Raw genomic sequence first — 24,391 nt, forward strand, 5'->3', positions numbered from 1 at the left:
CGCCATCGTCCGCCGCACCGGGCTGCTAGAGCGTGGGCTCCGACGTCTTGCCCTCGTCCTTGGCGCGGATCTCGGCGCGTTTGATCTTGCCGCTGATGGTCTTTGGCAGCTCGGCCACGAACTCCACCACGCGGGGATACTTGTAGGGCGCGGTGACGCGCTTCACATGGTCCTGCAGCTCCTTGACCAGGGCGGGCGACGGCGAGTAGCCGGAGGCCAGCACCACGGTGGCCTTCACGGCCTGGCCGCGCTCGGCGTCGGGCACGCCGGTGACGGCGGCCTCCACCACGGCCTCGTGGGTGATGAGCGCGCTTTCCACCTCGAAAGGACCGATGCGGTAGCCGCTGGACTTGATGAGGTCGTCGTTGCGGCCCAGGAACCAGAAGTAGCCGTCCTCGTCCATCCAGGCCTTGTCGCCGGTGTGGTAGTAGCCGCCGAACATCACGGAGGCGGTCTTCTCGGGTTCGTAGAGGTAGCCGTCGAAGAGTCCCACGGTCTTGCCGTCGCCCAGGCGGATGCAGATCTCGCCCTCGTCGCCCGGGGCGCAGACGCGGCCCTTCACGTCCAGGAGCACGATGTCCCATCCCGGGCAGGGTTTGCCGATGGACCCGGGCTTCACGGGCATGTTGGGGAAGGCCGCGATCTGGAGGGTGGTCTCGGTCTGGCCGTAGCCCTCGAAGATGGTCAGGCCGGTGGCCTTTTTCCATGCGTGGAACACGCCCTCGTTGAGCAGTTCGCCCGCCGTGGTGCAGTGGCGCAGTCTGGAGAGGTCCCAGTCGGCCAGATTCTCGCGGATGAGAAAGCGGTAGATGGTGGGGGGGGCGCAGAAGGTGGTCACGCCGTGCTTGCTGATCACGTCCAGCAGCTCGGCGGGCACGAACTTGCCCCGGTAGTCCCAGGTGAAGACGCAGGCCCCGGCCATCCACTGGCCGAAGAACTTGCCCCAGATGGACTTGCCCCAGCCGGTGTCGGCCACGGTGAGGTGCAGGTCGCCGGGGCGCAGGTCGTGCCAGTGGACGCCGGTGGTGATGTGCCCCAGAGGGTAGTTGTGGTTGTGCACCACCATCTTGGGCATGCCCGTGGTGCCCGAGGAGAAGAAGATGAAGGACACGTCTTCTCCGCCTGCCGCGCGTTCAGGGCGGGGAAAGGCGTCGGGGTGCGCGTTCTCCAGGGCCTCCCAGGCCAGCCAGCGGCCCTCGGCGGAGCGTGCGCCCACGCGAACGAAGCACTTGAGCGAGGGGCAGGCGGCGGCCACGGCGTCCACGCGCTCCATGAAGTCCTCTTCCACCACGCAGGCTTTGATGCCGGCCTTGTTCACCCGGTATTCCACGTCGTGGGCGGTGAGCAGATGCGGCGAGGGCACGGGCACGGCCCCCACCTTTTGCAGGGCCAGCACGGCCAGCCAGAACTCCACGCGCCGCTGGAGCACGATCATCACCTTGTCGCCCTTGCCCAGCCCCATGGCCTTGAAGGCGTGCGCCATGCGCGAGGAGCCCTTGCTGAAGAAGGCCAGGTTCAGTTCGCGTCGGGCGCCGTCTGGCCCCACGTGCACCATGGCGGGGCGTTCAGGGTCCTGGGCGGCCTGGGCGTCGAGGAAGTCGAAGGCGAAGTTGTAGGCCGGGGGCACGTTGACGGCGTAGTTGGCGCGGAAGTCCTCGAAGGTGTCGAAGCGTTGGTATTGGGGCAGCATGACCTTGTCCTCGTTAGTTGATCACGTCGAGAAAGAGGGCTTCCTTGCCGTCGAGTCCGCGCATGGCGTGGGGAATGGTGGAGCTGAAATAGAGGCTGTCGTGCGGGTTCATCACCACCACGTCCTTGCCCAGGAGCAGCTCCAGGCGGCCTTCCAGGAGGTAGATGAACTCCTCGCCCGCATGGTGGTTGAACTCCAGCTCCTCGCGCTCGCGGGGCGGCACCGTGACCAGGAAGGGCTCCATGGAGGGGCGGTTGAAGCGGTAGGCCAGGGCCTGGTACTTGTAGGCCTTGCGCCGCGTGACGGCGAGGCCCTGGTTCTTCTTCACCAGGCAGTATTGGTGGAGCTTGGCCTCCGAGCCCGTGATGAGGGCCGTGAGGTCCACGCCGGTGGCCTTGGCCAGGGCGTAGAGGTAGCTGACGGGCACTTCTCCCGATCCGGACTCGTAGTTGGTGATTTCCTCGGGGGTGCAGCCGACGCGCTTGGCGAGCTCATCCGGCGTGATGTCGAGGGCGTCCCGGAGATCCTTGATGCGCCGGGAGATGTCGCGGTCGAAGGTCGAAGGCAGGCTCATGGTGCTCCTCCTTGTGGTGCTCGGAGGGGGGTTAGCGCAAAACAGTCACAATTTCGAGTTTTTTCGTCCGCGATCCCCCTTGCGCCAGAGGCGGCTGGTCTTATAAGAAGGGGCGTGACACATCCCTGGGGGCGCACCGGTTTCGACGGGGATAGTGACGTCAAGGTTGCAGGCCGAGGTTCCGCGTGGCCTCGTTAAAAACGCGGAAACAAGATAATCGCCAACGATTACGACTACGCCCTGGCCGCTTAAGGCCAGCCTCCGTCCGGCCCACGCCTGGTAAGCTGGAACCGGGGGACACCCCATCAGGCTGGCGCGCTCCGTTGTCCGTTGAGGCGCGCGCGAGAACCTAAACGGTCTGGGATCGGGATGCCCGTTAGGGAGGCACGTCCGAGCCGAGATCAAATCCCTTACTAAGCCTGTAGACGCTTTGCCCGAGCGTTCTCGGACGGGGGTTCGACTCCCCCCGCCTCCACCACCAACAAGTCCGGAGCAGTCCGGCAACGTTCCAATCCCCCAGGTACTCTTGAAGAAGGCGGCTCCGGTGGGCCGCCTTCGTTCGTTTTGGGGCGTAAAGTCCGAGGACGCCCGCCTTTGCGCCGACGCTGCGGCGCGTTACGCGGGCGTCCGCGGAAAGGGCATGCTTGCAACACTCCGCACCGCGACGAAGCTCGCCGCCCGACGGCCCGGGGCATCGCCTCCGCCAGTGACCCATGACAGGGAAGACGCTGGACCGTTGCGGCACGACACTGCTACAGGTCGCCCGAGAAGTTACGGGAAACGCTCCTTGCAGACCCCGGCAAGGCGGTTTGCTACTGGCGGCGAACTGTCCAATAACGCCGGTCCGCTCCATCGTCGTCCAACGCGGCCGCAACGGACTCGTCAGGTCGATTCTCGGATCGTGTCCCGCCCTCCTCCCCGGTTCGCCAGGGGGGACGGCCGCATCGGATGCAGCTCCTGTTGCTCCCCCCCGGCGATCGTGAGGTAACATAACACAATGCGCGATTTTCGTCTCGACATCTATGATCTCGACTCCAAACGCCTGGAATCCCTTCCGGTAAGCCACCGGGACGTGGACCGCATCCGGGAGCAGGCGAGCGACGAGCCGGTCTCACCACTTCTCGCCAGCTGGATTGAAAACCTGCTCGACCAGGCCGGATATCGCCTGGACGGCAAGGCCCAGCTGATGGAAGCGGCGCGGCTCATACTCGGTCAGGACGCCCGCACGCTCCAGCTGAGGGCGCGCCGCAAAACCGCCGCGCAGCGCCCGCCGGAGCGCGAAGCAGCCCCCCCCGTAAGCGTGCTGCGCTGCAAGGACCCCGCACAGGAGGCCAGGCGTTTGGCCCGCGAACTTGCCGCCCAGGGGCACGTGCCGGTCTTCTGGAACATGCGGGCAGGCCTGCGCTTCGAGCTGGACTACGCCGCGCCGGAAACCGGCGGTCAGGATACGCCGGTGCTTACGGATCTCGCCGACCTGCTCTCGTTCATCCTGCGTGCACCCAACCGGAGGTTGGCCTACATCCTGGAGGACTACCAGGAAGCCCTTGACGCGGCGGACGCGGCGGGACGCGCCAAGACGAACCGACTGCTGGAAGAGGTTCGCACGGCGCTTGCCGACCGCGATGAAAAGGTGGTGGCCCTGGTGCGGGAAGCGCCCCCCGCGCCCGTCTTCGCACCGTCGGCTGAGTTGTCGCCTGGTCCGGAAGTCGCGCCCGGGGGCTCGCTGCTCGCCCGCCACGCCGTCAACCTCACCGACCCGCGACGCCTGGCCCAGGCCAAGCCCGTGATCGCCATGGAGGCCTACATCCGCAGGGCGGCCCAGATCCTCATACAGATGGAGACCAACAACCCGCTCCTGGTGGGGCATCCCGGCGTGGGCAAGACCGCCGTGGCCGAGGGACTCGCCCGGCTCATGGCCCAGGACGACTGCCCCCCGAGGCTCAAAGGCCGCAGCCTGTACAGCCTTTCCCTGGCGAGCCTCATCGCGGGAACCCGCTACCGGGGCGACCTGGAAGACAGGGTGGACGCCCTGCTCCGCGAAGTGACCGCCAACAAGGACCGCGTCATCGTCTTCATCGATGAAATCCACACGCTGATGAACGCGGGCGCGTCCGAAGGCGGGCTCGGCCTTTCCGAAACGCTGAAACCGGCACTGGCCAGGGGCGACTTCCCCTGCATGGGCGCCACCACGCGCGAAGGCGCTGCCCTCCTGGCGGAGGACCCCGCATTGGCCCGCCGATTCAAGCTTATCGCCGTTTCCGAGCCGGACCGGGACACGGCCGTGGCCATCGTCACGGGCGTTGCCGCCTGTTTCGAACGTCACCACGGACTGTCCATCGCACCCGGCGCGTTGGCGGCGGCCGTCGACCTGAGCATCTCGGGACTTGCCGATGCATTCCTACCAGGAAAGGCGGTTTCTCTCCTCGATGGAGCGGCGGCTTACTGCGCGATGTGCGGCTCCGGGCATGTCACGGAAGAAGACATCGCGGAAGAATTGAGAAGAATAATCAGCTTCAGGATGTGATGTGCCCAGCACAGACCTACTCGATACAGATTCTCTTCGCGCATCAAAAGCAATCAAAGGGTGGATATAACGCATATCGATTGACAATAATAATTTTCCTTACTAGTTTGCACTTCATGAAGGTCACACCGGTGGTTGTTCAGCCGGCCAATCCGATGGAAGGCGTACTCCCATGTTGTATCCGACCGAGCACTCCGACAATCAGGAAGCGATCTGGGTAACCACTCCGGTCTTCTCATCTTCCCGGAAGGTTTGCGGCAGGAAGTTGCACATGCTGGTGCCACAAAGCGCGTGCGCCCCGGGAAATGCCACAGGCATGGACCTCGCGCCCTCGGCGGCGCAACCCTCCAGGGGCAACGGCGGTGTGGGCGGCAACCAGTTGACCATTGTGGACATCCCCTTCCCGCTCCTGGACGATGGACTCCTGGCTGAACTCCCACCAGCGGACACCGTGCTCAGCCTGAGGCCGGACGACGCGACATCCACGGAAACGCTTGCCCGCGCGAGGGCGGCCAAGGCTCGCGGCTTCCGCTTCATGCTCTCTCGCTGCAGACGCGAGACCAAAGTTGGCGCGTTCATTCCCCTGTGCGAGTTTCTGAGCATCGACTTCGCCAGCGACCACGGCATCAACCTCGACATCGTCAAGGCGCTCAAGCGCTACAGTCTCACGGCGGCCGCAAGCAACCTCGCCTCCTGGGAGGAATTCGATCTTGCCGTTCGCTGCGGGTTCGACCTTTTCGGCGGGTCGTTCTTCCACAAGGTGGAGCTGGGAAGCAACAAGGTGAAAACCCTTCCGCAGGTCAAGCTCAACCTCATGCGGCAGCTCTCCAAGAGCATTGACGAGATCGACATCAACGAGGTCATCAAGACCGTATCGCTTGATGCCAATCTGTGCATCCAATTGTTGCGCATGGTGAACTCCGCCGCCTTTTCCTTGCCATCACCTGTTGACTCCATCAGCCACGCTGTCCGGGTGCTCGGCATGGCGGCTTTGAAGCAGTGGATCAGCGTCGCCATGCTCTCCGAGCTGGATTCCAGCGACAAGGGGCAGGAGTTGATGTTCCGCGCACTGCACCGCGCCACCTTCCTGAGCCAGCTCTCGCAGGCAGGAGCCCTGCAGGGCATGGACACCGACCGGCTCTTTCTGTTAGGCATGTTGTCTTGCGCCGATGCGCTTTTTGGCGTGGAAATGGTGGATTTGACGACAGAACTCCAATTGCCTGAAGACTTGTCCGACGCTCTTTGCGCAAAGCAGCAGTCGGAATGGGCCTGGGTCGTCTCCATGCTTCAGGCGATTGAAGACAACAGACCCGAAGAAGCGCGACGGCATGTGGTGTTCAGGGGGCTTGACCCCATGCTGACCGCGCGACTCTACATGTCATCCTGTCGTCTCGTGGACTGCATGCTCAAGGGACTTGCCTAGAATGATGCCCCCCCCCCGCATTGCAGCAGGCTTACAGCACGACAAGGTTGCGTACGCCGTACAGTTGATAACCACTATCAAGCTTGACCTAAACAACACAGGAGGACCATAATGGTTCACATCATTCTGGGGCTTTTGCTCATGGCGCTGGGCGTCTGGGGCCTCTATGACGAGTATTATTACGTTGTGGACTTCCTGAAGGGCAGCATCCCGTTGGCACTGATGGCGGGCGGACTCCTTGCCGCACTGGCGGGGTTCGTGCCGGTCAAGCAAGAGGAGGAATTGTGCGATGAGTAAGGGCGATCGCAGCAAGAGCGAGTTTCCCGAAGAGGATATTCTCGAGGACGTGGCCGAACCCGTGGAGGCGGCCGACGAGGACGAACAGCCCGAGCCCCCCAAGAAGGGCAAGGCAAAGCCGAAGAAACCGCGCCGCGAGGAAGAATCCGGCGTGGGAGAATCGCCCAGCCTGTACCTGCATTCCGCGCTGCTCCTGAGCGGCAGGCTGCTCAACAGGATGCTCAACTGGTACAACAGCATCTTCAGCCTGACCCCCAAGGACAAGGCCAAGATGTACCGGAACCTGAGCCGCCGCGCCATCGTTGCCGGCGAGCCCTCCGAGGCCATCCGCTACCTGAAGGAGTGGGCCAAGAACGATCGAACCGACGTGGAACCCGTCTATCAGATGGGCGTGGCGCTCTCCATGATGGGCGACTACGCGCGGGCCACCGGCGCTTTCGACAAGGTGCTCAAGCTGCGCCCCAACCACGTCATGGCCGCCTACCGCAAGAGCGCGGTGCTGCTCAAACTCAAGAAGTTCCCCGAAGCCGCCGAGAACCTCGAGCGCGTGGTGGAGGCCATGGCCGACGACGCCCGCGCCTATTATCTGCTCGGCCTGGCCTACGAGGGCATGGGCAACCTGGAGAAGGGCGTGGCCGCCATGAGCAAGGCCGTGGAACTGGACCCGGAAGAGATCAAGTACCACCAGCACCTGGGCTTCATGAACGTCCGCCGCGACGACCACAAGACGGCGGCGGAGCACTTCACCAAGGTCATGGAGCTGGAGCGCGAGCACAACGGGGAAGAGTCCTGATCCGGACGAGACCCGTCTTGCCATGAAGATACGCTTTTTGGGAGCGGCGTTCTTGGTCGCGGCTTGGTGGGTGGCGGCAATCGCGGCCGAACCCGTCTACTACGACCCGACGATCAAGAACATCATCAGTAAAGACTGCAGCCGTTGTCACTCCGGGCCTCTGCGCAACCTCATGGACTACTCCAGCGTGAAGGCCTACGCGGACAGCGGCATGCTGGAGGCCATGCTCGTGGGACTGATGCGACAATTCGCCGGCGCGGACGGCCCCGTGATCCTGGACTGGATCGCGGCGGGAGCCCCCAAGGCGCCGCCGAAACCGGCGTCGGGGGCCGTCGCCGCCGCCGCAACGCAGGTCTACTACGAGCCGACCATCCGCGACATCATCCGCAAGGACTGCCTGCGCTGCCACACCGGCGGAACAAGGGACCTGCGGGACTGGGACAGCGTTCGGGCCTATGCGCAAAACGGCATGCTGGAGGCCATGGTGTTGGGCTCCATGCGCCGCTTCGCCAACCAGGATGCGGACATCATCCTGCAATGGCTGCGCAACGGCGCCCCGGAGAATCCCCCGAGGGCGGGGCGCGCCGCCCCCGCCGTGGCCGCAGCAACGCAACCGCTGCCCCAGGGACAGGGCCTCGCGCCCGCGCCGCCCTGCCCCCCGGGAGCCGGTCCGGGCAACGCGCCCGGCGGCGGTCTGGGCCAGGGGCACGGCCCCGGCGGCGGGGCCGGAAGACATCCGGGAGCGGCCCCCGTCGCCCCAGGTCAGCTGACTTACGAGGGGACCATCCAGGGGCTTCTGGCGCAGGACTGCATGCGCTGCCACCTGGGTCCGTTCCGGAAGATGACGACCTACGAAGACGTGAAAATGTATGTGGACAACGGCCTGTTCGAGGCGCTGGTCATGCCTGGCGGCCAGATGCACCGCTTCGCGGGCCCCAATACGAGAATCTACCTGGCCTGGGTGCGCGCGGGCGCGCCGAGATAGTGCGGTTGATTCATCCCAGCAGATGAAGGGCGAGAGGAAACCATGAGAATCCCCCACATCGTATGCGGCCTGCTTGCTTTCGCGGTCGGCCTGTTCCTGACCTACCTTTGGAGCCCGCTCGTCGTGGGCGTGTTCAAGGGGGCCGTGCAGCCCATCGCGCTGATCATCGGCCTGCTCGCGCTGCTCTCGGTGGTCTTCGACAAGACCCAGTACAAGAAGATCAACCTCGTGGCGGCCGTTCTGCTTCTGGCGGTGGGTGGATACGGGCTCTACGACGAATGGATCGCCACGAAGGATTTCTGCATCGGCTTTGCGCCCGTGCTTCTCGTGGGATTCGGTCTTCTGGCCGTCATGCACGGGATCCGGAACCACAAATAATTCGCGAGACACTCCATGGGTTCCAACCGCATATCCCGGATGATCGTGAAAGCGTACGGCAAGAAATTCAATCTTGTCCAGCGCACCGAGCCATCCTCCAACAACTTCCAGCACTACTGGGACATGCTGGTTGAGCGCATCCCGCAGCTTGCGAACTACAAGTTTCAGATCATACTCGCCCTCACCTGCGGATCGCTGCTGCTGGCCTGCATCATCTACTTCAACATGCTCACCACCGCCGACCACGCCTGGCAACGCAGCGCGGGACAGGTTGAAGTGTTCATGCAGCGTCGCAACGACATTTCCATCAACCTCTCCAAGGCCGTGCAGGGTTACTCCGCCTACGAGCGGACGGTGATGACCGAGGTCGTCAAACTGCGCAGCCTGATCCGCCCCGGCGACCTCAAAAGCGGCAAACTGGACGATGTGCTCAAAGGCATGCGGGAAAACCAGGCCGCGGTCGGCAAGGACCCGGTCGCGGGCAAGGACGCCGCCGCCCTCATGGGCAGCATGGTCGGCCTGTTCGCGGTGGCTGAACAATACCCGGACCTGAAACTCTCCGCCAACTTCCAGAGCCTTATGGCCGCCCTCATCGAAGTCGAGAAGGACCTCGCCCAGGAGCGCGTCAAGCTCAACGAGGCCATCTTCGCCTACGCCGAACTGACGGACCACTTCCCTTCGCGCTATTTCGCGGCGCTCTTCGGCTTCAAGGCCCCCGATTATTTCAAGGCAACTCAGGACGCCAGGGCGCTTAACCCCGTGCAGTTCTAAGACAACTCGAAAGCACCATGTCGGAAGACACCTACCTTGACAGCCTCCCCATCTTCGGATGGGGCCCCATCCGCAAGAGGCTGGCCTATCTCGGCGTGTTCCTCTTCCTGTGCACGGTGTACGCGGTCAATTCCGACTACAACTTCGCTACGGGGAGCGGCAACCTGAGCATGGTGCTGTTTCTCGCGGCCAACGTGTACTTTCCGGTCAAGCGGATCGTTTTGCATTACAGGCTGAAGGGCACCCAGGAGATCATGCGCCAGCTTCTGATTTATCACATCTGGCTCAACACTTTCTCCTTCCTGGCTGCATGCGTGCATTGCTATGTTGCCCTGTGGGGCAACTTCTGGCTGATGGTTGCACTTTCACTTATGGGATTCCTGACTTTTTTTGGCTTTCTCATGTGGATCAAGTATCAGCCGAACAGAATGAAGAAAGGCATTTACATTTTGCATACGCAGCAGTTCCTGTTCTTCATCATGATTTTTGCAATGCTCAAAGGGCATTACGTCGTCTAACGAGGAGAAGTCCATGGCGCTTATACACACCATAGGCATCCTGATCGGCCTTGGCACGTTGGTGGCCTCCGTGATTTTGTACAGGGGCGCCCACAACCTGGAGCAATCCATCCGGGACGAACTGAGCGACGTGGACGAGTAATGAAGTACAAAGCCTGCGAGCGTTGCTTCCGTTCCGTCGGAATGGTGAACATCATCGGAAACGTGATGATGATCGTGCTGAAGGCCTACCTTGGTGTGGTAGGCGGCAGCAAAGGTCTCATCGCGGACGCCATCCATTCCGTGGCGGACCTTTTGGCTACCTTCGTCATGATCATCGGCATGCGCCTTTCGGCTCAAAAGCCCGACGAGGACTATCCGGACGGCTACGGCAAGACCGAATACATGATCGCGATCTGCATCTATCTGTTCCTTTTCGTGATCGGCCTCTACATCATGCACGACGGCTACGTGACCATCATCGAAAAGAAGATCGTGCACCCGTGCTGGTTCGCGCTCTGGGGCGCTTTCTTCGCCATCGCCATCAACGAGTTGATGTTCCGCCAGAGCGTCTGCGCCGGAACACAGGCGGGCAGCCCTTCCATGATCGCCAAGGCCTGGGAGAGCCGCTCGGACGTTTACGCCTCCATCGCCGTGCTCATCGGCATCCTCGGGGCCATGATGGGCTTTTCCTGGATGGACCCTCTGGCTGCGCTGATCGTTGGCGTTGTCATCATCAAACTGTGCATCGAGTCCATCTACGAATCCGTGCTGAAGCTCATGGACCAGGCGGCAGAGGGCGACGAACCCGACGAGGCCAGGGCCGCCATCGAGAAGGAACTGCCCGAGGCGGCGTTGCACAAGCTCGTGGCGCGAGAACTCGGCCCCGTGCTCGACATGAGAATCTGGCTGGCCATCGACCCCGCCATGACCATGGAAGAGGCCGAAGCCCTCAAGGCCAAGGCCGAACGGGTGATCCGGGCCGCCGTCAAACGCAACAAGATGAAGCTTTCCGTCAATCTGGTTCCCGCCGGGAGCGAAGGGTAGAGTCATGAAGCAATATGAAAATGATTTCTGCATGAAGCAGTTCAAGCCCGCCATCGCCGTCATGGCCGCGCTCGTCATCGTGATTGTCGGCTGGACGCTGTGGAGGCTATGCCCTGGCTCGTTCATCACCTACACTCCCGTTCCCGCCGGGAAGCAGCAGCCCGCACTGGCGGCCGCCAAGACCCCCATGGGACCGCCCATCGACGTCAACACCAAGATGACCCACGCCGATTGGGGCAACTGCAACAAATGCCATGTCACCACCGGCGCCGCGGGTCCCGTCTCCAAGGTGATGACCGGGCCTCCCGTCATCATTTCGCAGAAGGCCACCCACAAGTACTGGGGCAACTGCATGCTCTGCCACAAGGTGACAGACGGCTGGCAGGCCAACGGCAAGTGGATCGAGCCCAAGGCGGCCCCCGGCGCCGCCGCCAAGGCCGCAGGCCTTCCCTGGATGACCGCCGAGTCGCTGGGCCTGAGCGTGCAGCCCGTAACCGGGGCCATGATGGCCAAGTTCAGCCTTGCCAAGGAGGACGCCCTGCTCGTGCTCGACGTGGCCCCCGGTTCGCTGGCCGAAAAGGCCGACTTTAAGCCCGGCGACGAGATCGTGCGGGTGGGCAAGTCCCCCACGGCCACCGTGTCCGCCTTTGAAGCCGCGCTCAACGACTTCGGCGCTGGCGACGACGTGAAGTTCGCGGTCTACACCGGCAAGAAATCGCGCAACATCATCATCACCCTGCCCAAGAACCTCGATCCGCTTTTCAACCAGCCCTCGGCGCAGGCGAAGGCCGTGTCCCCCCAGGCCGGCCTCGCCGGGACGCCCTCTGCCATCGTGGCCCTGGCGGTGAACGGCTCCACATTGGATTCGCCCGTGGCGCAGCAGTTCGACAACGCGCCCTTCTTCGTGCTGGTGGACCAGGTGAACCGTTCCTACCGGTTCGAGGCCAACCCCAACACGGGCCTTGCGGGACGCGGCGTTCAAACCAGTCAGCTCATGGCCAACCTGAAGGCGGGCGGCGTCATCGCGGGCGGATTCAGCCCGGACGCCACGGCGACGTTGGGCAACCTGCGTATCGTCACCTACCCCGGCGTCACCGGCACGGCCCGACAGGTGATCGAACTCTACCAGGCGGGTGCGCTGCGCGCCGCCCAAATCCCTCAGGTCGCCCCGGCGCCTTCCGCTGGCGCTTCCGGCCGCACGGTTACCTTGTACTAGCCAGGACGAAGCCGTTGCAGGAGATGGTCTCATGACAGACAGAGAAAGCCAGGAACCTCGGCACAACGCCGCGGACCCCCGAGAAATGCAGAAGGCGTTTCTCTGGGCGGGCGCGTTGATGTTCGTCTGCATACTGGCAATGCTTGTGATTCTCTTGAAGTTCACAGGCGTCGGTGCGCCCGGGAGCAAAAGCGGCGAAGACGGAACCGAGCTCAGACTGGCCGCGCAGGCAGCCGGACAGGCGCAGCCCGCACACCAGATCATCACCCTCCCGTCCGGCCTGGGCAATCAGCAGATGCAGCTCATCGACACGCCCCTACCCTCGGGCTTTGGCAACCAGCAGATGCAACTCATCGCCCAAAGCGGCGTGTACCTTGGCCTGGGCCTTTCCGACCTGCAGCCTACGCCCGGTCAGCAGTCTCCCGGCGGGGCTTACGTCACGACCGTCATCCCCGGCTCGCCGGGCCAGAAGGCCGGCATCGAGGTCGGCGACGTGCTGCTCTCCATCGACCGCACCGCGCTCATGACCCCGGCGGATCTCGGCGGCATCCTCTCCGGAAAGCGCGCGGGCGACGTGATCAAGGCTGTCTACTCGCGCAACGGCGTCATCACGAGCGCCCACATCACCCTTGCCAACGTTCCCCTCGGGGCCTCGGTGGGCGACCCCGGCGATTCGGTGTGGCTGGGCGCAGACATCCAGAACATCGACGCGATCATACGCATCCAGTTCAACCTTCCCGACGCTAACGGCGTCATCGTAAGCTACGTGGCGCCGCGGTCTCCGGCCGAAACGGCCGGCCTCGCCACGGGCGACGTCATCAAACGCATAGGCGAGACGCGCATCAGCGACGTCAAGCAGCTCTCCGGAATCATCGCCAAGAGCGCACCGGGCCAGCAACTGCGCATGGTGGTCGAACGCGGCGCAAAGCCCATGAACGTCACCGTGACCTTGTCGCGGCGGCCTCCCCCGCCTGCGGTGGTGCCCATGGTCGCCCCGCCGGACATCACCATCGAGGCCACCTGGATCGGCATGGGCACGGCGGAACTCACCGGCAAGGACGTTTCGGCCCTGGGGCTCCCCCCCGGCACCAAGGGCATCCTGGTCACCGACGTGGAAGGCCGGGCCATGGCCGCTGGTTTCCAGAGCGGCGACGTGATCCTGGCGGTCAACAACGTGCCCACCCCGACCATGGACGCCTTCGTCGGCGCGGCCAGCCAGCAAGCCGGCGCCGTGGCGGAGATACTTCGCGCGGGAAAGCACATGTTCCTTTCCGTGCCGCCTCCGGGCTTCACGGCGCAGGGCACGCAGCTCAACGCCGGAACCAACCAGAAGTTCCAGCAGGTCGCGGCCACGCGACCGGCCATGGTGGGCGTGCTGGTCCAGCACAAGACCGTGGACTCGGCCGTGGGCTCCGAAGGCGTGAGCAACGGCCTCATCATCGTGGACGAGGCCAGGCGCACCTACGCCATCGTGGAGCTCAAGCGCGACAGCATGCTGCCCCCCCTGCTGCAGCAGCTGGGCGTGGCGGCGCTCATCTGCGCCGACGTGACGCCCCAGACGGCCAACGTGCTGAACAGCTCGCGCATCGCCGTGTACAGCGGGGTTTCAGGAACCGTTCTCGGCGCCGTCAACCTCTACGAGCAGCAGGGCCTGGTCCCCTACGGCGGCAAATAGGAATGTCCGCCCGGGTTTTCGTTTTCCTGCTGCTTGCGGCGTGGCTCGCTGCCGCGTCGGCGCACGCGGCCCCGGGCGGCAAGCCTGGCAACCTCGCGGAGCTGCAGGACGCCATCACGCGAAGCGTGGCGGCCAACAAGGACTCCGTCGTCAGCGTCAAGGCCCGCAAAAAGGCCGCGACCCAGGGCGGAGGCGAAATCTGGTACGAAAGCATAGGAACGGGTGTCGTAGTGGACGAGCGCGGTTACATCCTGACAAACTCCCACGTCGTGCGCGGCGGGGAGGGCATCCTTGCGGGCTTCTGGCGGCAAGGGGCTCAGGAGGTTGCCGCAGTGATCGTGGACGAAGACCCCCAGCTGGACCTGGCGCTGCTGCGCGTCACCCCGCCCGTCGACCTGCGCAAGGCCGTGTTCGGCGATTCCACCCGCCTCGCCCAGGGTGACTGGGTGGTGGCCCTGGGCTGCCCGCTCGGATACGAATTCTCGGCAAGCTTCGGCATCATAAGCGCCCTGCAGCGCGACCTGAGCATCGACGGCGTGGCCTACAGGAACATGCTCCAGACCGACGCCGACATCAACCAGGGCAACAGCGGCGGCCCGCTCCTCGATCTGAACGGCAGGATCGCCGGCATCAACGTGGCCATCTACTCGCCCGACAACGCCTATACGGGCGTGGGCTTCGTCATCCCCGCCAACAAGGCCCGCAATTTCGTCTCGCAGACCGTGGGCGTGGTTTCAGCCATCCCCGCAGCGCAGGTGACCCCCGCCCTCCCGGCCATGCCTGCGCCTGTCCTGCCCCAGGTTCAACCGAATCCTCAGAGGCTGTCGGCGCAGCCCGACCAATCGGTTGCGCAGCTTCCGTCGGCGCAAGCAACGCCTGAAGCACCCGCTCCCGCCACGACGCCGCAGCCGGGCGGAGCCCCGGGCCAATGGACCGCACTGCCCGCCGCGCAGACCGCTGTCGCGCAGCCGCAGACAGGCGCGGCTTCCACGCCGAGCCCCACGGCGCAGGACCAGTGGACCCCGCTGCCCGACGCCCAGCAGGGCCCGAGCCAATCCACGGTCCAGCAGGCTCCGGCGCCTGCTGCACCCCTGCAGCAGGCGGCCGCGCAGGCTCCCGCCGCCCCGGCGGCCGACCCGGCCAAGCTCCTGCCCCTGGACGTGACCAAAAAGATGCCCAAGGACGCCACCCACAAGGACTACCCTCCTTGCGCCACCTGCCACGTGGTCACCAAGAAAAGCGTGGTGAACATCAACAAGCCCATGCCGCATCCGCAGCTCGGCTCCTGCTCCACCTGCCACGACATCATCCAGGAAAAAGTGGCCCAAGGCCCCGTGACCGTAGCCTGGGAACGGGTGATCGAGCGCGTTCCCGCGGCATCGTGGGTTCCCGCATCGCACGTGTCCGCCTGCCTGTGGCTTCTCCTGGCCGCTCTGGCCGCCATGGCCATCCGGCTCGACCCCGGCCTCCTGGGTGTTCCGACGCTTCTTCTCATGGGCTACGACGTGGTCACTGCCATCCAGGCGGGTCTCGCGCTGTCGGCCGCGACCGGCCTGGTCGCCATGCTGCGCTCAGGCGTGAAGGGCATGATCGACCTGCGCCTGATCGGAGCCGTTGCTCCGCTGGCCATCTTGTTCGCCTTCGCAGGCGGCATCGGCCTTCGCTTCCTGCCCGGGCAGACCATCCCGATGGCTCTTGCGGCCGTGCTCATGGCGACCGCGCTCCTGCAACTCTCCGACTTGCGCCTGGCCTCTGCACTGGCCGGGAAGGACGCGGGCGGGCTGGCTTGGCGCAAAACGTGCGACGGCCACGAATACGCCGTCGGCCTGGGCATGTGCGCTCTCATCACCATGCCTGCGGCACTGGCGGGCGCCATGACCGGCACCGGGGGAGTCTGGCTGTTCATGCCGCTCTTCGTCACGGTGTTCAGAACGCCGATGCCCATGGCTGAGGCCGCAAGCTCGGTTCTCGCCGTGTGCGTGGGCCTCGCGGGCTTGCTCGGCGCGTCCATCGGCACGGCGCAGCCCTCCTTGCCCTTGCTTGGGGCGGTGGCCTGCGCCGCGGCCACAGGGGCGCTGGCGGGCCTTGTTTCAGGCACCTTCCGGCATGGCCGGGCCGCGCGCCTGTGCGGCTTCACCCTGCTCGTTTTCGCCGCGCTTGGCCTCACGGCGCGGATCATGGGTTACCTATGAAGCCACTTCGCAACAATACCGTCCGAAATCTCTTCTGGCCCGGCCTCTTCATGCTGGCGCTGCTGGTTTCCATGCTCGCCAGCAACATCGCGGTGTTTCAAAACGCGCCACCACTGCTGCCCACCCCCGCGGCACCCATCCAGATGTCGGCCGGAACCGCCCCGCAGCAGGCCATGCCGCAGGTCCAGGTCCCAGCGCCACAGCTTGAGGCCCACCGCGCGGTGCAGGAGGACGTCAGCCAGGTCATCGCGGCAGTCATGCCCGCCGTCGTCAGCGTGAGCAGACCCGGACAGGCGCAGGACGCGCAACCCGCGGGGCCGGTCACCTACCTGACGCCCGGCGGCAACCCGGCCGCTCCGGCTGGCTCCGGCATCGTGGTGGACGAGCGCGGCTACGTGCTGACCACGTTCCAGTCGGTGGGCAAGGCGAGCGTGGTCAAGGTGACTGTCTTCTCCGGCTCGCAAAAGGAGTACCTGGCCGATGTCGTGGGCATCGACTCCACTTGCGACCTGGCGCTTCTGAAGGTTCGCGCCAACAAGATGTTCGCCGCCGTGCCCCTCGGCAACTCCGACGCCGTAAACGTGGGCGACATCGTTTTCGCCGTGGGCAATCCCTTCGGCTTCACTGGAACGGTGACCATGGGCATCGTCAGCAGCGCCAGCCGCCAGGTGACCATCCAGGGCGTTCGCTACCCCGACCTGATCCAGACCGACGCGGCCATCAACGACGGCAACAACGGCGGCCCTCTCATCAACATCAGGGGCGAGGTCGTCGGGGTGAACATGGCGACGCTCATGCCGGACCACAAGTACTCCGGAATCGGCTTCGCCGCCCCCATCAACAATGCTGCCAACCTTCTCTCGGGAAGGACTCGCTGAGGACTGGCCATGGCGCGAAGGACACTGTTCATCATCGCCGCGACGGCAAGCCTGACCCTGCTGTTTCTCGGCGCCTGGCGCGGTGAATTCAGGGAGATCTGGTTCAACGGTTCAACCCTCTGACTGGCCTGTCTCGGACTGGGCTAGTCCGAAAACAGGCGGAAGCGAGCGCAACCGATCCCCGAGAGGGGAAAGACAACGAGGATACGGTCATATGGGAATCCTGAAAGAAATTGAAAGCACGGTGAAGAACCTGGAAGCCTACCTGGGCGTGAAAACGTCCACTCTGGCCGCCTTCGGCGGTTCGGTGGCCCTGGTGGCCCTGGTCTCCACCGCTGCCTACTGGGGCGTGTACGGATTCGGCCACTGGAAGAACGAAATGAGCGTGGCCAACAAGATCATGCTGGCGGCAACTGCCCAGCCCCTGGCCGGACAGCCCGTCCCGGGGCGGCCCGCTCCCCAGGCAGGCCAGACCGCCCTGCAGGCCGCGCCCTCCCAGGCCGGACAATATGTCTGCAACACGCACGGCGTGGTTGGCCTGCCCCGCGTGGGCGCCAACGGTCAGCCCGTGTGCCCCATTTGCGGACAGACCATGCAGTTCCGCTGCCTGCCCACCGCAGGCGCCCAGCAACCCTCTCCTCCCGCAGCCGCAACGGTAGCTGCGTGGGCTGGCTGAGGCGGTCCTGCCGGCCAGGTTGGCCAGCAAACCACCGTTCGCTAGTTTCTTTTGTTGATGTGAGGAAAGCATGCAGTTGCCGCAGTTACGAACGTTCATCCAGGCCGCCAGCGCCATTTTGAGCAACGGATACGTTGGCTCCCTGGTCACGCGCTACGTGAACACCAATCAATTGAAAGGTGTATGCGTTCCGTATCTCAACTGCTATGCATGCCCGTCTGCTCTGTATTCGTGTCCGATCGGCACGCTGCAACATTTCATGGCCATACGTAGCGTGCCCTACATGTTGCTCGGCATGATCGGGCTGGTGGGAGCCATCACCGGACGCATGGCCTGCGGTTGGGCCTGCCCGTTCGGCTTCTTCCAAGAGTTGCTGCACCGCTTCCCATCGCCCAAATTCCAGATTCCCCGCGCATTCAGGCACGTGAAGTGGGCCGTGCTGGCCGTGACCGTGCTTTTCGTGCCATGGCTCACGGCCTCGACGCTCTTTTGCAAGCTCTGCCCGGCGGGTGGCCTCCTTGCCGCGGTGCCCTGGGTGGCGTGGAATCCCGTCAATCCGTTCACCGGCGCACCGGTCTTGCCTGTGGCGCCCGACATCCAGTATGTAGCGGTCGTACTCGGCGTGGCGGCGTTCCTGGTTGCGTTCGTGTTCGTGAAACGCATATTCTGCAAGATGTTCTGCCCTATGGGAGCGATTCTCGCGCTGTTCAACAGCATAAGTTTCGTCAGGCTCGAAATGTCGCCCGACTGCGACGACTGCTCCGCCTGCAACGCGAGTTGCCCCATGGACCTGGACGTGCCAGTGGAGCTCAACTCCACAGAGTGCATCCGCTGTTTCGAATGCACCAAGTGCGGCCATGTAAAGATTGTCACTTCGCTCAACGCCCGGAGCCGGTCGGATGCAGAAATCGTATCGTAGCGTGCCCGGCGGCCAGAACACCTTCATAGCGATCGGGGTCGTGTTCCTGATTCTTCTGGCCGTGGTCTTCTTCGTGCTGCACAAGAGCACCAGCAAGCCGCAAAGCCCGCAGGCCATGGTCGCCGCGGCGGTGTCGGATTGGTTCTCGCCAGCGCCCAGGGAGTGGCAACCGGGCATGGGGCCTCAGCCGCTCATCTACCATCCCGCGGCGCAGCAGCAGCTGGTGTGGGAGCCCCTCCCCGGTTCGCCGCAGGCTCAGAAACCCAAATTCGAGACAGGATGGCGGGCCTTGCCCGGCCAGCAGCCTGCCGCGCCGAACGTGCCCGGAACGCCTGGGACGCCAGGAAACGGGATACGTGCCTACACGGGCCCGGTGCAATGAAGACAGGAGCTCTGGTCGCGCACAGCGCCTACGCGGTTCATGCGGCGTGAGCCGAGCAGTTTTCGAGAAGAGCGCATTGATCGACGGAGACAAAGATGCTGAGAACCGTTTTGACAGTCTTAGCCACCGTACTCGGTGTGCTATTCACCCTGAACAACTTCGACCACGTCCAGGTGCATTTGCTCATGGGCAAGGCCGTGGAGATCAGGGTGATTTTTCTCATCTTCATCTCCTTCGGCCTGGGCTTCATCGTGAGGCATTTCATAGGCATTTCGCGGGAGGAAGAGCTGAAGCGGCGTCTCTTGCTCATGCGGAGCAGGAAGAAGAAGGACTCCTCCGGCGACAACCTGTTTGACGAATTCGAGTAGCCATCATGAAAGATTCGTATTGCTCCGTTTGCATGCAAAAAGCCGCCTGGTACTCCATCTGGGCAAGCCTCCTCCTCGCGCTGCTGCAGACGCTTGTCGGCTTCGTTGCCGGGAGCACGGCATGCCTTGCCATCGCCATACAATCTGTATCGAACATTATCTCGTCGTTTAGCATCATCATCACCCAGAAGGTGACCGCCAAGGAAGCAGACGAGCATTTTCCATTCGGTTACGGCAAGGCTGAATACATCGCCGCGGGATTCACCTGCATCATCTTTGCCGTGGTCACGCTTGCCATAACCTGGATAGCCGTGAAACAGTTCATGAACGCCCCTGCGGCGCTCATGGACTTCTCCCCTTTCCTGGTTGCGGTCGCCTCCATCATCGGAAACGAGATATTGTACCATTACCTGCGCTGCGTGGCCGTCCACGCCAAGAGCCCCGCCATCATGGCCAACGCCATGGCCAACCGCGCCGACTCCTACGCGGCGGGCGTGGTGGCCGTGTGTTCGCTTGGCGCTTGGTGGGGTCTGCCCAGGCTCGACGCGGTGGCCACGCTGGTGGTGGCGCTGCTCATCGGCCGCGTACTCTACAAGGTGTTCCTCGACGCCTTGGCCGGCCTCCTCGACAAGTCGGTCAACGGAGCGTATGAACATAAAATCTACGAACTCGCCCACGGCGTGCCCGGCGTGGGGCTCGTGAACTCACTCAAGACCCATCGCACGGGGCGCAAGGTCAAAGCCGAACTCGAAATCCTCGTGGAGCGTTCCAAGACGGTCCAGGAGGCGTACGCCATAGCCGAAGGTGTACGCACGAAGCTTGCGGCTTCGCTTGCTGACCTCGATGATGTCGTTGTCGTATTCAAAACCGGAAAACTCGGCGCTTGCTGTAAATCTGCCGGAAGCTCCCAGCCGGCAGGGGAGATGATATGAGTTCCAAAGCCGATTGCCTCAACTGCGCCATCAGGGGTTACAGCCCCGAGGTTTGCGCCCTGCATCTGCGCATGGCCAAAGGCGGCGAGGACATGGACGCAACGACCAAAACCTGCGGCTCGTGCGCGCAGGGCAATTCCAGGAACCACCTGGGCAAAACCCTTGCCGCCGGCGCCTGCGTGGGCATGGTGGCCTCGGTGGCGGGGCTCGGCGCGGCGGTGGCGGTGGGCGTCAAGGGCGTCATCGAAACCGTGCTGGCCGCCAAGCTCGTAGCGGGAATGGGCATTGCCGGAGCCGCCACTTCGGCCGCCATCAAAAACAAAGCGGACAAGCAGGACGGCAAGGGCAACGGCCACCTGGGCTATTCGGTGCCGATTCTCTACGTCAAGGAGGAATAAGCCATGAACGACTTCACCTCTGATTACGAAGCCAGGAAGAATGAAATCCGCCTCCGCAACGGCTCTGCCTCCTTCAAACGGGCAAAGCGCTGCGACGACGATCTCATCCCGCTCGACGACCTCGAAAAACCACGCCAGGTGGGGGTCATGGACGTGCTCAACCTCGGCTCCAAAGTCGTCATCGGCACGGGCGTCGGCCTGCTGGCCGGCGTGGCCACCATCGCCATCGTGGCCAGCGCGGGCGAACTCATCCTCGCCGGCGCCGTGACCAAAGTCGCGGGAGTGGTCGGCGGGGCCATGGGTCTGTCGCTGGGCCTTGGCTCAATGAAGAAGAAAACCCCCGCGCGGGTGGAGTAGCCCCCTATGCGTACGGTTCTCGCGCGCGGCGCGGGCGCGAAATGCAAGCAGTGCGACACGGCCATGGACATCATCCAGGCCGACAAGTTCGACAAGAAGTGGGCCTACGGCACCATCGCCTTCGGCGCGCTGTTCACGCTTTTCGGCGGCCTGTTTCTGGGGATCATCATCGTTGTTGCAGGAATCTACATGGCGGGCGCCAAGGAGACCATCAGCTGCTGCACGCGTTGCGGCTACTACTTCAAGACCCGCTACGGGGACCTTGATCCGTGATGGTTATGGCGTTCATGATGCACAATTTTTTGCACTCACCACAACCGAGACATCTTTCCGGGTCGACACGACATGCAGCGCCTACAAGCAGACCACCTCTTTTGTATAGGATGGCTTCCTGTGGGCAGTGCAAGAGACACGTTTTACATGCTGCGCAAATGTTAGGTTCAATTTGAGCAATTCTCTTGATCTTTTTCCCCTTCGCCGGGGGCCTGATCCCGTTGGGGTCTTCGATTGCACCTTTCGGACAGGAACTGAAGCACGTTCCGCATTCTGTGCAGAACAGGCTCTCGATGTGATGCTGCTGCTTGCGCTCTCCACTAATGGCGTGTTCAGGGCATTTTTTCGCGCAAGCGCCGCAGCCGACGCAGTCGGATGTGATCGTGTAGGGCATGATGACCGTATGTCGTCGAATTGCTTGGATGAAGCGAGAAGAATTGTTCTTTCGTCTACTTGGTATTCTTATTCATGGATGTCGGATTGTCAATGAGCAATGCAACACAAGCCAGACGGGCGGTCATCCTGGGCCTGCCCAACAGCGGCAAGAGCCATCTTTTCACACGCCTGACGGGACGCTATGCCGAAGTGGCCAATGCACCCCTCACCACCATCGATCTCAACGAAGCACCAATCACAGGTGAGGGAAGGTATTCGACCCTCGTCGACACACCGGGCATCTACACACTCTTTGGAGACGACGACAGCCTTGGCTGCATCCGCAAAGCACTCAGTTCTCCTCGCCCCGACGTCATCCTTTTCTGTATCGACGCCAACAGGCTCAAGCAGTCGCTGGGCCTCGCCCTTGAGGTCGCAACGCTGGGCCTGCCCACCGTGTATTCGTTGAACATGCTCGACGAAGCGAGCCGTAACGGCCTCCACATCGACATTGAGGCCCTCAAACGTACGCTGCAGGCCCCCGTGGCCACGATTTCCGGCAAAAACGGCAACGGAATCGCCGGACTTCTCGACAGGGCCAGATCCGCCGTCCCCGACGGCGTGCGGCACACCCGCTCACTGCGCCAGGCGCTCTCGACCGTCCTCGAGGCCATGCCGTCGGGCGTCGCCTACCCCGAAGCCGAAGCGCACGCCCTGTTGCTGTCCGGCACGGGCGGTTGCCGCTTCGGGTGTTCTCCTGGAGTGAACCCGGACGAACCGCTGCGGCAGACCCTCGGGGACGTCAGGCGTACCATGCGCGGAGACCCAGGCGTCAAACTTCGCGCGGCCTGGCACGCCTGGCTGGATGGTTGTTTCAAACGCGTCGCGCGCAGGAGCCCCCCGCCAGCAAACGCCGCCCTGAGCCATCTTGGGCACCTTTGCCGCTCGGTGACGGCCGGGCCGCTCATATTGATAATGATTCTGTATATTACCTTCAAGTTAGTGGTGGACGGCGCCAATGCCATTGCCGAGGCAATGAACAACCACCTCTGGCAACCGGTGCACGATGCCCTTCAAGCTGTTCTGCCCACGGGATTCTGGACCGAGCTTCTGATCGGGGATTACGGCATGCTCTCCATGGGCGTGGCGAATGCATTGCTTACGGTCGTGCCCATCCTTACTGTTTTCTACTTTATTTTCAACACACTGGAAGAGATCGGCTACCTTCCGAACCTCTCGGTGCTCACGCGCAGGCTCCTGGGCAAGCTTGGGCTCGGCAGCAGCGCCATCATGCCGCTTGTCCTGGGCTTCGGATGCAAGACCATGGCCACCCTCACCGCAAAGACGATCGCGTCGCCCAGAGAGCGGTTCATCACCATCTTCCTTGTCGCCTTCGCCATTCCCTGCGCCGGCCAGATGGGGCTCAACATGAGCATCGTCGGCAGGATGGGATGGGGCGCCTTCATCATTTCCAGCGTGTGGCTTCTTGCCGTCGAACTGCTGGCCGGACTGGGGCTCAACCGGTTCCTGAAGCAAAAGGAAACCCTTGATCCCTTCATTCTGCAACTCCCCCCCATTCGGGTTCCTTCACTTGCCGTCATCGCCAAAAAGACGTTCATGAAGGTCTGGACCTTCATCAAGGAATCCCTCGGGGTTTTCATTCTCGCAGCGCTGTTTCTGTTCAGCATCGATGCCGTGGGCATTCTCGACAAACTCAAGACCTGGCTCGCCCCGGTACTGGAGCATGCTTTGGGTCTCCCCGCCTCCATGGTGGACGCTCTCATCCTGCTGCTTGCACGGCATGAAGCTGCCGCCGCGCTCATCATCGATCTGATTCGCAAGGGTGAGTTGAACTACAATCAAAGCATCGTCGCCGTCACCCTGACGACCATGTTTGCACCATGCTTTGCGAACGTAATGGCGATATCGAAAGTATTGAGCGTGCGCGATGCGGCTTTGATTTTCATGGCCGTCAACATTTGCGCCCTCGCCGCTTCTGCTTCGCTCAATACGCTCTTGCGTCTCTTCGGAGGATGACATGCACGCCCAGGATGAATGCCTTGAAAAGCTTTGGATAATGTGCGAAAAAGGTGAAGACGACCTTGACACGTTCGTGCGTATGATGGGTTCCGATTACATTGAGGGCATGCTGTCAGATTTGCAAGCGGCGGGTTTGGCATCAATCACCCAAAGCGGTCGACGCATCTCCCTGACCAAAAGCGGGTCGGAACGGGCAAAACACATCATCCGCGCGCACCGGATCGGAGAACGGCTTCTCTACGATGTTTTTGGAGGCAACTTCGAGGACGGCGCATGCGAATTCGAACACACCCACTCGACAGAGCTTGTGGATGGGCTTTGCACGCTGCTTGGGCATCCCACCAAGTGCCCGCACGGCAATCCCATTCCACCGGGCAACTGCTGCAACAACTTCACCACGGCAGTACGTCATGCCGTCGCGCCGTTGAAGGCGATTGCGATCGGTGAAATGGCCAAGGTCGCCTACATCGACTGCCGCGATAACCGCTGCCTCTTCAAACTCAACGGTTTCCAGATCCGCCCCGGGGTGGAAATCACCTTGAGGCAGCTTGCACCTTGCGTCGTCGTGGAGTGCGAGGGTTCGAGCGTGGCGCTTGACGACACCATCGCGGATTCCATCCGCGTATGGACGAGCAACGGCAACGGGCATGTGGCCGAAACAGAGCACGCCCCGCCCAAGCGGAAACGCAGCCTGCTGCGCAGGATCGGGTCCCGGTTGGCGGGCCGCTAGG

General features: G+C 63.2%; 27 protein-coding genes and 1 other RNA gene. 25 read left to right on the top strand and 3 right to left on the bottom strand.

Features of this window, described 5'->3' with window-relative positions; translation table 11 throughout:
* Positions 1 to 25: 25 nt before the first annotated feature.
* Both NNJEOMEG_RS00500 and NNJEOMEG_RS00505 read right to left on the bottom strand, forming a co-directional pair.
* Entirely contained in the window at positions 26 to 1,690 is a 1,665-nt protein-coding gene (locus tag NNJEOMEG_RS00500; protein ID WP_173080264.1) for an AMP-binding protein, read from the bottom strand.
* A 13-nt stretch (positions 1,691 to 1,703) separates the two neighbouring features.
* Positions 1,704 to 2,264, bottom strand: a complete 561-nt coding sequence (locus tag NNJEOMEG_RS00505; RefSeq protein ID WP_173080266.1) for a helix-turn-helix domain-containing protein — start codon at positions 2,262 to 2,264, stop codon at positions 1,704 to 1,706.
* Positions 2,265 to 2,391: 127 nt separating this feature from the next.
* Here NNJEOMEG_RS00505 and ssrA point away from each other — a divergent pair.
* From ssrA to NNJEOMEG_RS00615, 23 genes are all read left to right on the top strand, one after another.
* Positions 2,392 to 2,742, top strand: a transfer-messenger RNA (tmRNA) gene (gene ssrA / locus NNJEOMEG_RS00510).
* A gap of 519 nt (positions 2,743 to 3,261) precedes the next feature.
* Positions 3,262 to 4,788 (top strand): AAA family ATPase, encoded by a 1,527-nt coding sequence (locus NNJEOMEG_RS00515; RefSeq protein ID WP_173080268.1) that lies wholly within the window; start codon positions 3,262 to 3,264, stop codon positions 4,786 to 4,788.
* Positions 4,789 to 5,059: 271 nt separating this feature from the next.
* On the top strand, positions 5,060 to 6,211 hold the full coding sequence (locus tag NNJEOMEG_RS00520; RefSeq protein ID WP_173080270.1) for an EAL and HDOD domain-containing protein: 1,152 nt from the start codon (positions 5,060 to 5,062) through the stop codon (positions 6,209 to 6,211).
* Positions 6,212 to 6,322: 111 nt separating this feature from the next.
* Entirely contained in the window at positions 6,323 to 6,508 is a 186-nt protein-coding gene (locus tag NNJEOMEG_RS00525; RefSeq protein WP_173080272.1) for a hypothetical protein, read from the top strand.
* Positions 6,501 to 7,301: a magnetosome protein MamA gene (gene mamA, locus NNJEOMEG_RS00530; protein ID WP_173080274.1), complete on the top strand. Its 801-nt coding sequence runs from the start codon at positions 6,501 to 6,503 to the stop codon at positions 7,299 to 7,301. Before NNJEOMEG_RS00525 ends, mamA begins: the two co-directional genes overlap by 8 nt.
* A 52-nt stretch (positions 7,302 to 7,353) precedes the next feature.
* A complete protein-coding gene (locus NNJEOMEG_RS00535) occupies positions 7,354 to 8,286 on the top strand; it encodes a hypothetical protein (protein WP_173080276.1) in 933 nt (310 codons plus the stop codon).
* A gap of 42 nt (positions 8,287 to 8,328) precedes the next feature.
* Complete coding sequence (locus tag NNJEOMEG_RS00540) at positions 8,329 to 8,664, top strand: hypothetical protein (protein WP_173080278.1); 336 nt, start codon at positions 8,329 to 8,331, stop codon at positions 8,662 to 8,664.
* A 39-nt stretch (positions 8,665 to 8,703) separates the two neighbouring features.
* Complete coding sequence (locus tag NNJEOMEG_RS00545) at positions 8,704 to 9,435, top strand: LemA family protein (protein WP_173080279.1); 732 nt, start codon at positions 8,704 to 8,706, stop codon at positions 9,433 to 9,435.
* A gap of 17 nt (positions 9,436 to 9,452) precedes the next feature.
* Positions 9,453 to 9,953 (top strand): hypothetical protein, encoded by a 501-nt coding sequence (locus tag NNJEOMEG_RS00550; RefSeq protein WP_173080280.1) that lies wholly within the window; start codon positions 9,453 to 9,455, stop codon positions 9,951 to 9,953.
* 13 nt (positions 9,954 to 9,966) lie between these two features.
* Entirely contained in the window at positions 9,967 to 10,095 is a 129-nt protein-coding gene (locus tag NNJEOMEG_RS20840) for a hypothetical protein (RefSeq protein WP_268885667.1), read from the top strand.
* Entirely contained in the window at positions 10,095 to 10,979 is an 885-nt protein-coding gene (locus tag NNJEOMEG_RS00555) for a cation diffusion facilitator family transporter (protein WP_173080281.1), read from the top strand. Before NNJEOMEG_RS20840 ends, NNJEOMEG_RS00555 begins: the two co-directional genes overlap by 1 nt.
* A gap of 4 nt (positions 10,980 to 10,983) precedes the next feature.
* Positions 10,984 to 12,195 carry a magnetochrome domain-containing protein gene (locus NNJEOMEG_RS00560; RefSeq protein WP_173080282.1) on the top strand — a complete coding sequence of 404 codons (1,212 nt, stop codon included), beginning with the start codon at positions 10,984 to 10,986 and terminating at the stop codon, positions 12,193 to 12,195.
* Positions 12,196 to 12,226: 31 nt separating this feature from the next.
* Entirely contained in the window at positions 12,227 to 13,870 is a 1,644-nt protein-coding gene (locus NNJEOMEG_RS00565) for a PDZ domain-containing protein (RefSeq protein WP_173080283.1), read from the top strand.
* A gap of 2 nt (positions 13,871 to 13,872) precedes the next feature.
* On the top strand, positions 13,873 to 16,062 hold the full coding sequence (locus NNJEOMEG_RS00570; protein WP_173080285.1) for a TSUP family transporter: 2,190 nt from the start codon (positions 13,873 to 13,875) through the stop codon (positions 16,060 to 16,062).
* Positions 16,059 to 16,940 carry a S1C family serine protease gene (locus NNJEOMEG_RS00575; RefSeq protein ID WP_173080287.1) on the top strand — a complete coding sequence of 294 codons (882 nt, stop codon included), beginning with the start codon at positions 16,059 to 16,061 and terminating at the stop codon, positions 16,938 to 16,940. Before NNJEOMEG_RS00570 ends, NNJEOMEG_RS00575 begins: the two co-directional genes overlap by 4 nt.
* A 214-nt stretch (positions 16,941 to 17,154) precedes the next feature.
* Positions 17,155 to 17,616, top strand: coding sequence for a hypothetical protein (locus NNJEOMEG_RS00580; protein WP_173080289.1), 462 nt, complete (start codon positions 17,155 to 17,157; stop codon positions 17,614 to 17,616).
* Positions 17,617 to 17,686: 70 nt separating this feature from the next.
* On the top strand, positions 17,687 to 18,535 hold the full coding sequence (locus tag NNJEOMEG_RS00585) for a 4Fe-4S binding protein (protein WP_173080291.1): 849 nt from the start codon (positions 17,687 to 17,689) through the stop codon (positions 18,533 to 18,535).
* Positions 18,516 to 18,917, top strand: coding sequence for an OadG family protein (locus NNJEOMEG_RS00590; protein WP_173080293.1), 402 nt, complete (start codon positions 18,516 to 18,518; stop codon positions 18,915 to 18,917). The genes NNJEOMEG_RS00585 and NNJEOMEG_RS00590 overlap by 20 nt, the downstream gene beginning before the upstream one ends.
* Positions 18,918 to 19,012: 95 nt before the next feature.
* Entirely contained in the window at positions 19,013 to 19,285 is a 273-nt protein-coding gene (locus NNJEOMEG_RS00595; protein WP_173080295.1) for a lipopolysaccharide assembly protein LapA domain-containing protein, read from the top strand.
* Positions 19,286 to 19,290: 5 nt separating this feature from the next.
* Positions 19,291 to 20,217, top strand: coding sequence for a cation diffusion facilitator family transporter (locus tag NNJEOMEG_RS00600; protein ID WP_173080297.1), 927 nt, complete (start codon positions 19,291 to 19,293; stop codon positions 20,215 to 20,217).
* On the top strand, positions 20,214 to 20,615 hold the full coding sequence (locus NNJEOMEG_RS00605) for a hypothetical protein (RefSeq protein ID WP_173080299.1): 402 nt from the start codon (positions 20,214 to 20,216) through the stop codon (positions 20,613 to 20,615). The genes NNJEOMEG_RS00600 and NNJEOMEG_RS00605 overlap by 4 nt, the downstream gene beginning before the upstream one ends.
* Positions 20,616 to 20,618: 3 nt before the next feature.
* Positions 20,619 to 20,972 carry a hypothetical protein gene (locus NNJEOMEG_RS00610; protein WP_173080301.1) on the top strand — a complete coding sequence of 118 codons (354 nt, stop codon included), beginning with the start codon at positions 20,619 to 20,621 and terminating at the stop codon, positions 20,970 to 20,972.
* 6 nt (positions 20,973 to 20,978) lie between these two features.
* On the top strand, positions 20,979 to 21,245 hold the full coding sequence (locus NNJEOMEG_RS00615) for a hypothetical protein (RefSeq protein ID WP_173080303.1): 267 nt from the start codon (positions 20,979 to 20,981) through the stop codon (positions 21,243 to 21,245).
* Here the strand turns inward: NNJEOMEG_RS00615 and NNJEOMEG_RS21125 are convergent.
* On the bottom strand, positions 21,214 to 21,639 hold the full coding sequence (locus NNJEOMEG_RS21125) for a 4Fe-4S binding protein (protein ID WP_173080304.1): 426 nt from the start codon (positions 21,637 to 21,639) through the stop codon (positions 21,214 to 21,216). The two genes, NNJEOMEG_RS00615 and NNJEOMEG_RS21125, sit on opposite strands and share 32 nt — an antisense overlap.
* Before the next feature lie 92 nt (positions 21,640 to 21,731).
* Here NNJEOMEG_RS21125 and NNJEOMEG_RS00625 point away from each other — a divergent pair, with 92 nt between their 5' ends.
* Complete coding sequence (locus NNJEOMEG_RS00625; RefSeq protein ID WP_173080305.1) at positions 21,732 to 23,657, top strand: FeoB small GTPase domain-containing protein; 1,926 nt, start codon at positions 21,732 to 21,734, stop codon at positions 23,655 to 23,657.
* Position 23,658: 1 nt separating this feature from the next.
* Positions 23,659 to 24,390, top strand: a complete 732-nt coding sequence (locus tag NNJEOMEG_RS00630) for a metal-dependent transcriptional regulator (RefSeq protein WP_173080306.1) — start codon at positions 23,659 to 23,661, stop codon at positions 24,388 to 24,390.
* Position 24,391: the final 1 nt, after the last annotated feature.

Origin of the sequence: Fundidesulfovibrio magnetotacticus, assembly GCF_013019105.1 — a bacterium.
GTDB classification, from domain to species: domain Bacteria; phylum Desulfobacterota; class Desulfovibrionia; order Desulfovibrionales; family Desulfovibrionaceae; genus Fundidesulfovibrio; species Fundidesulfovibrio magnetotacticus.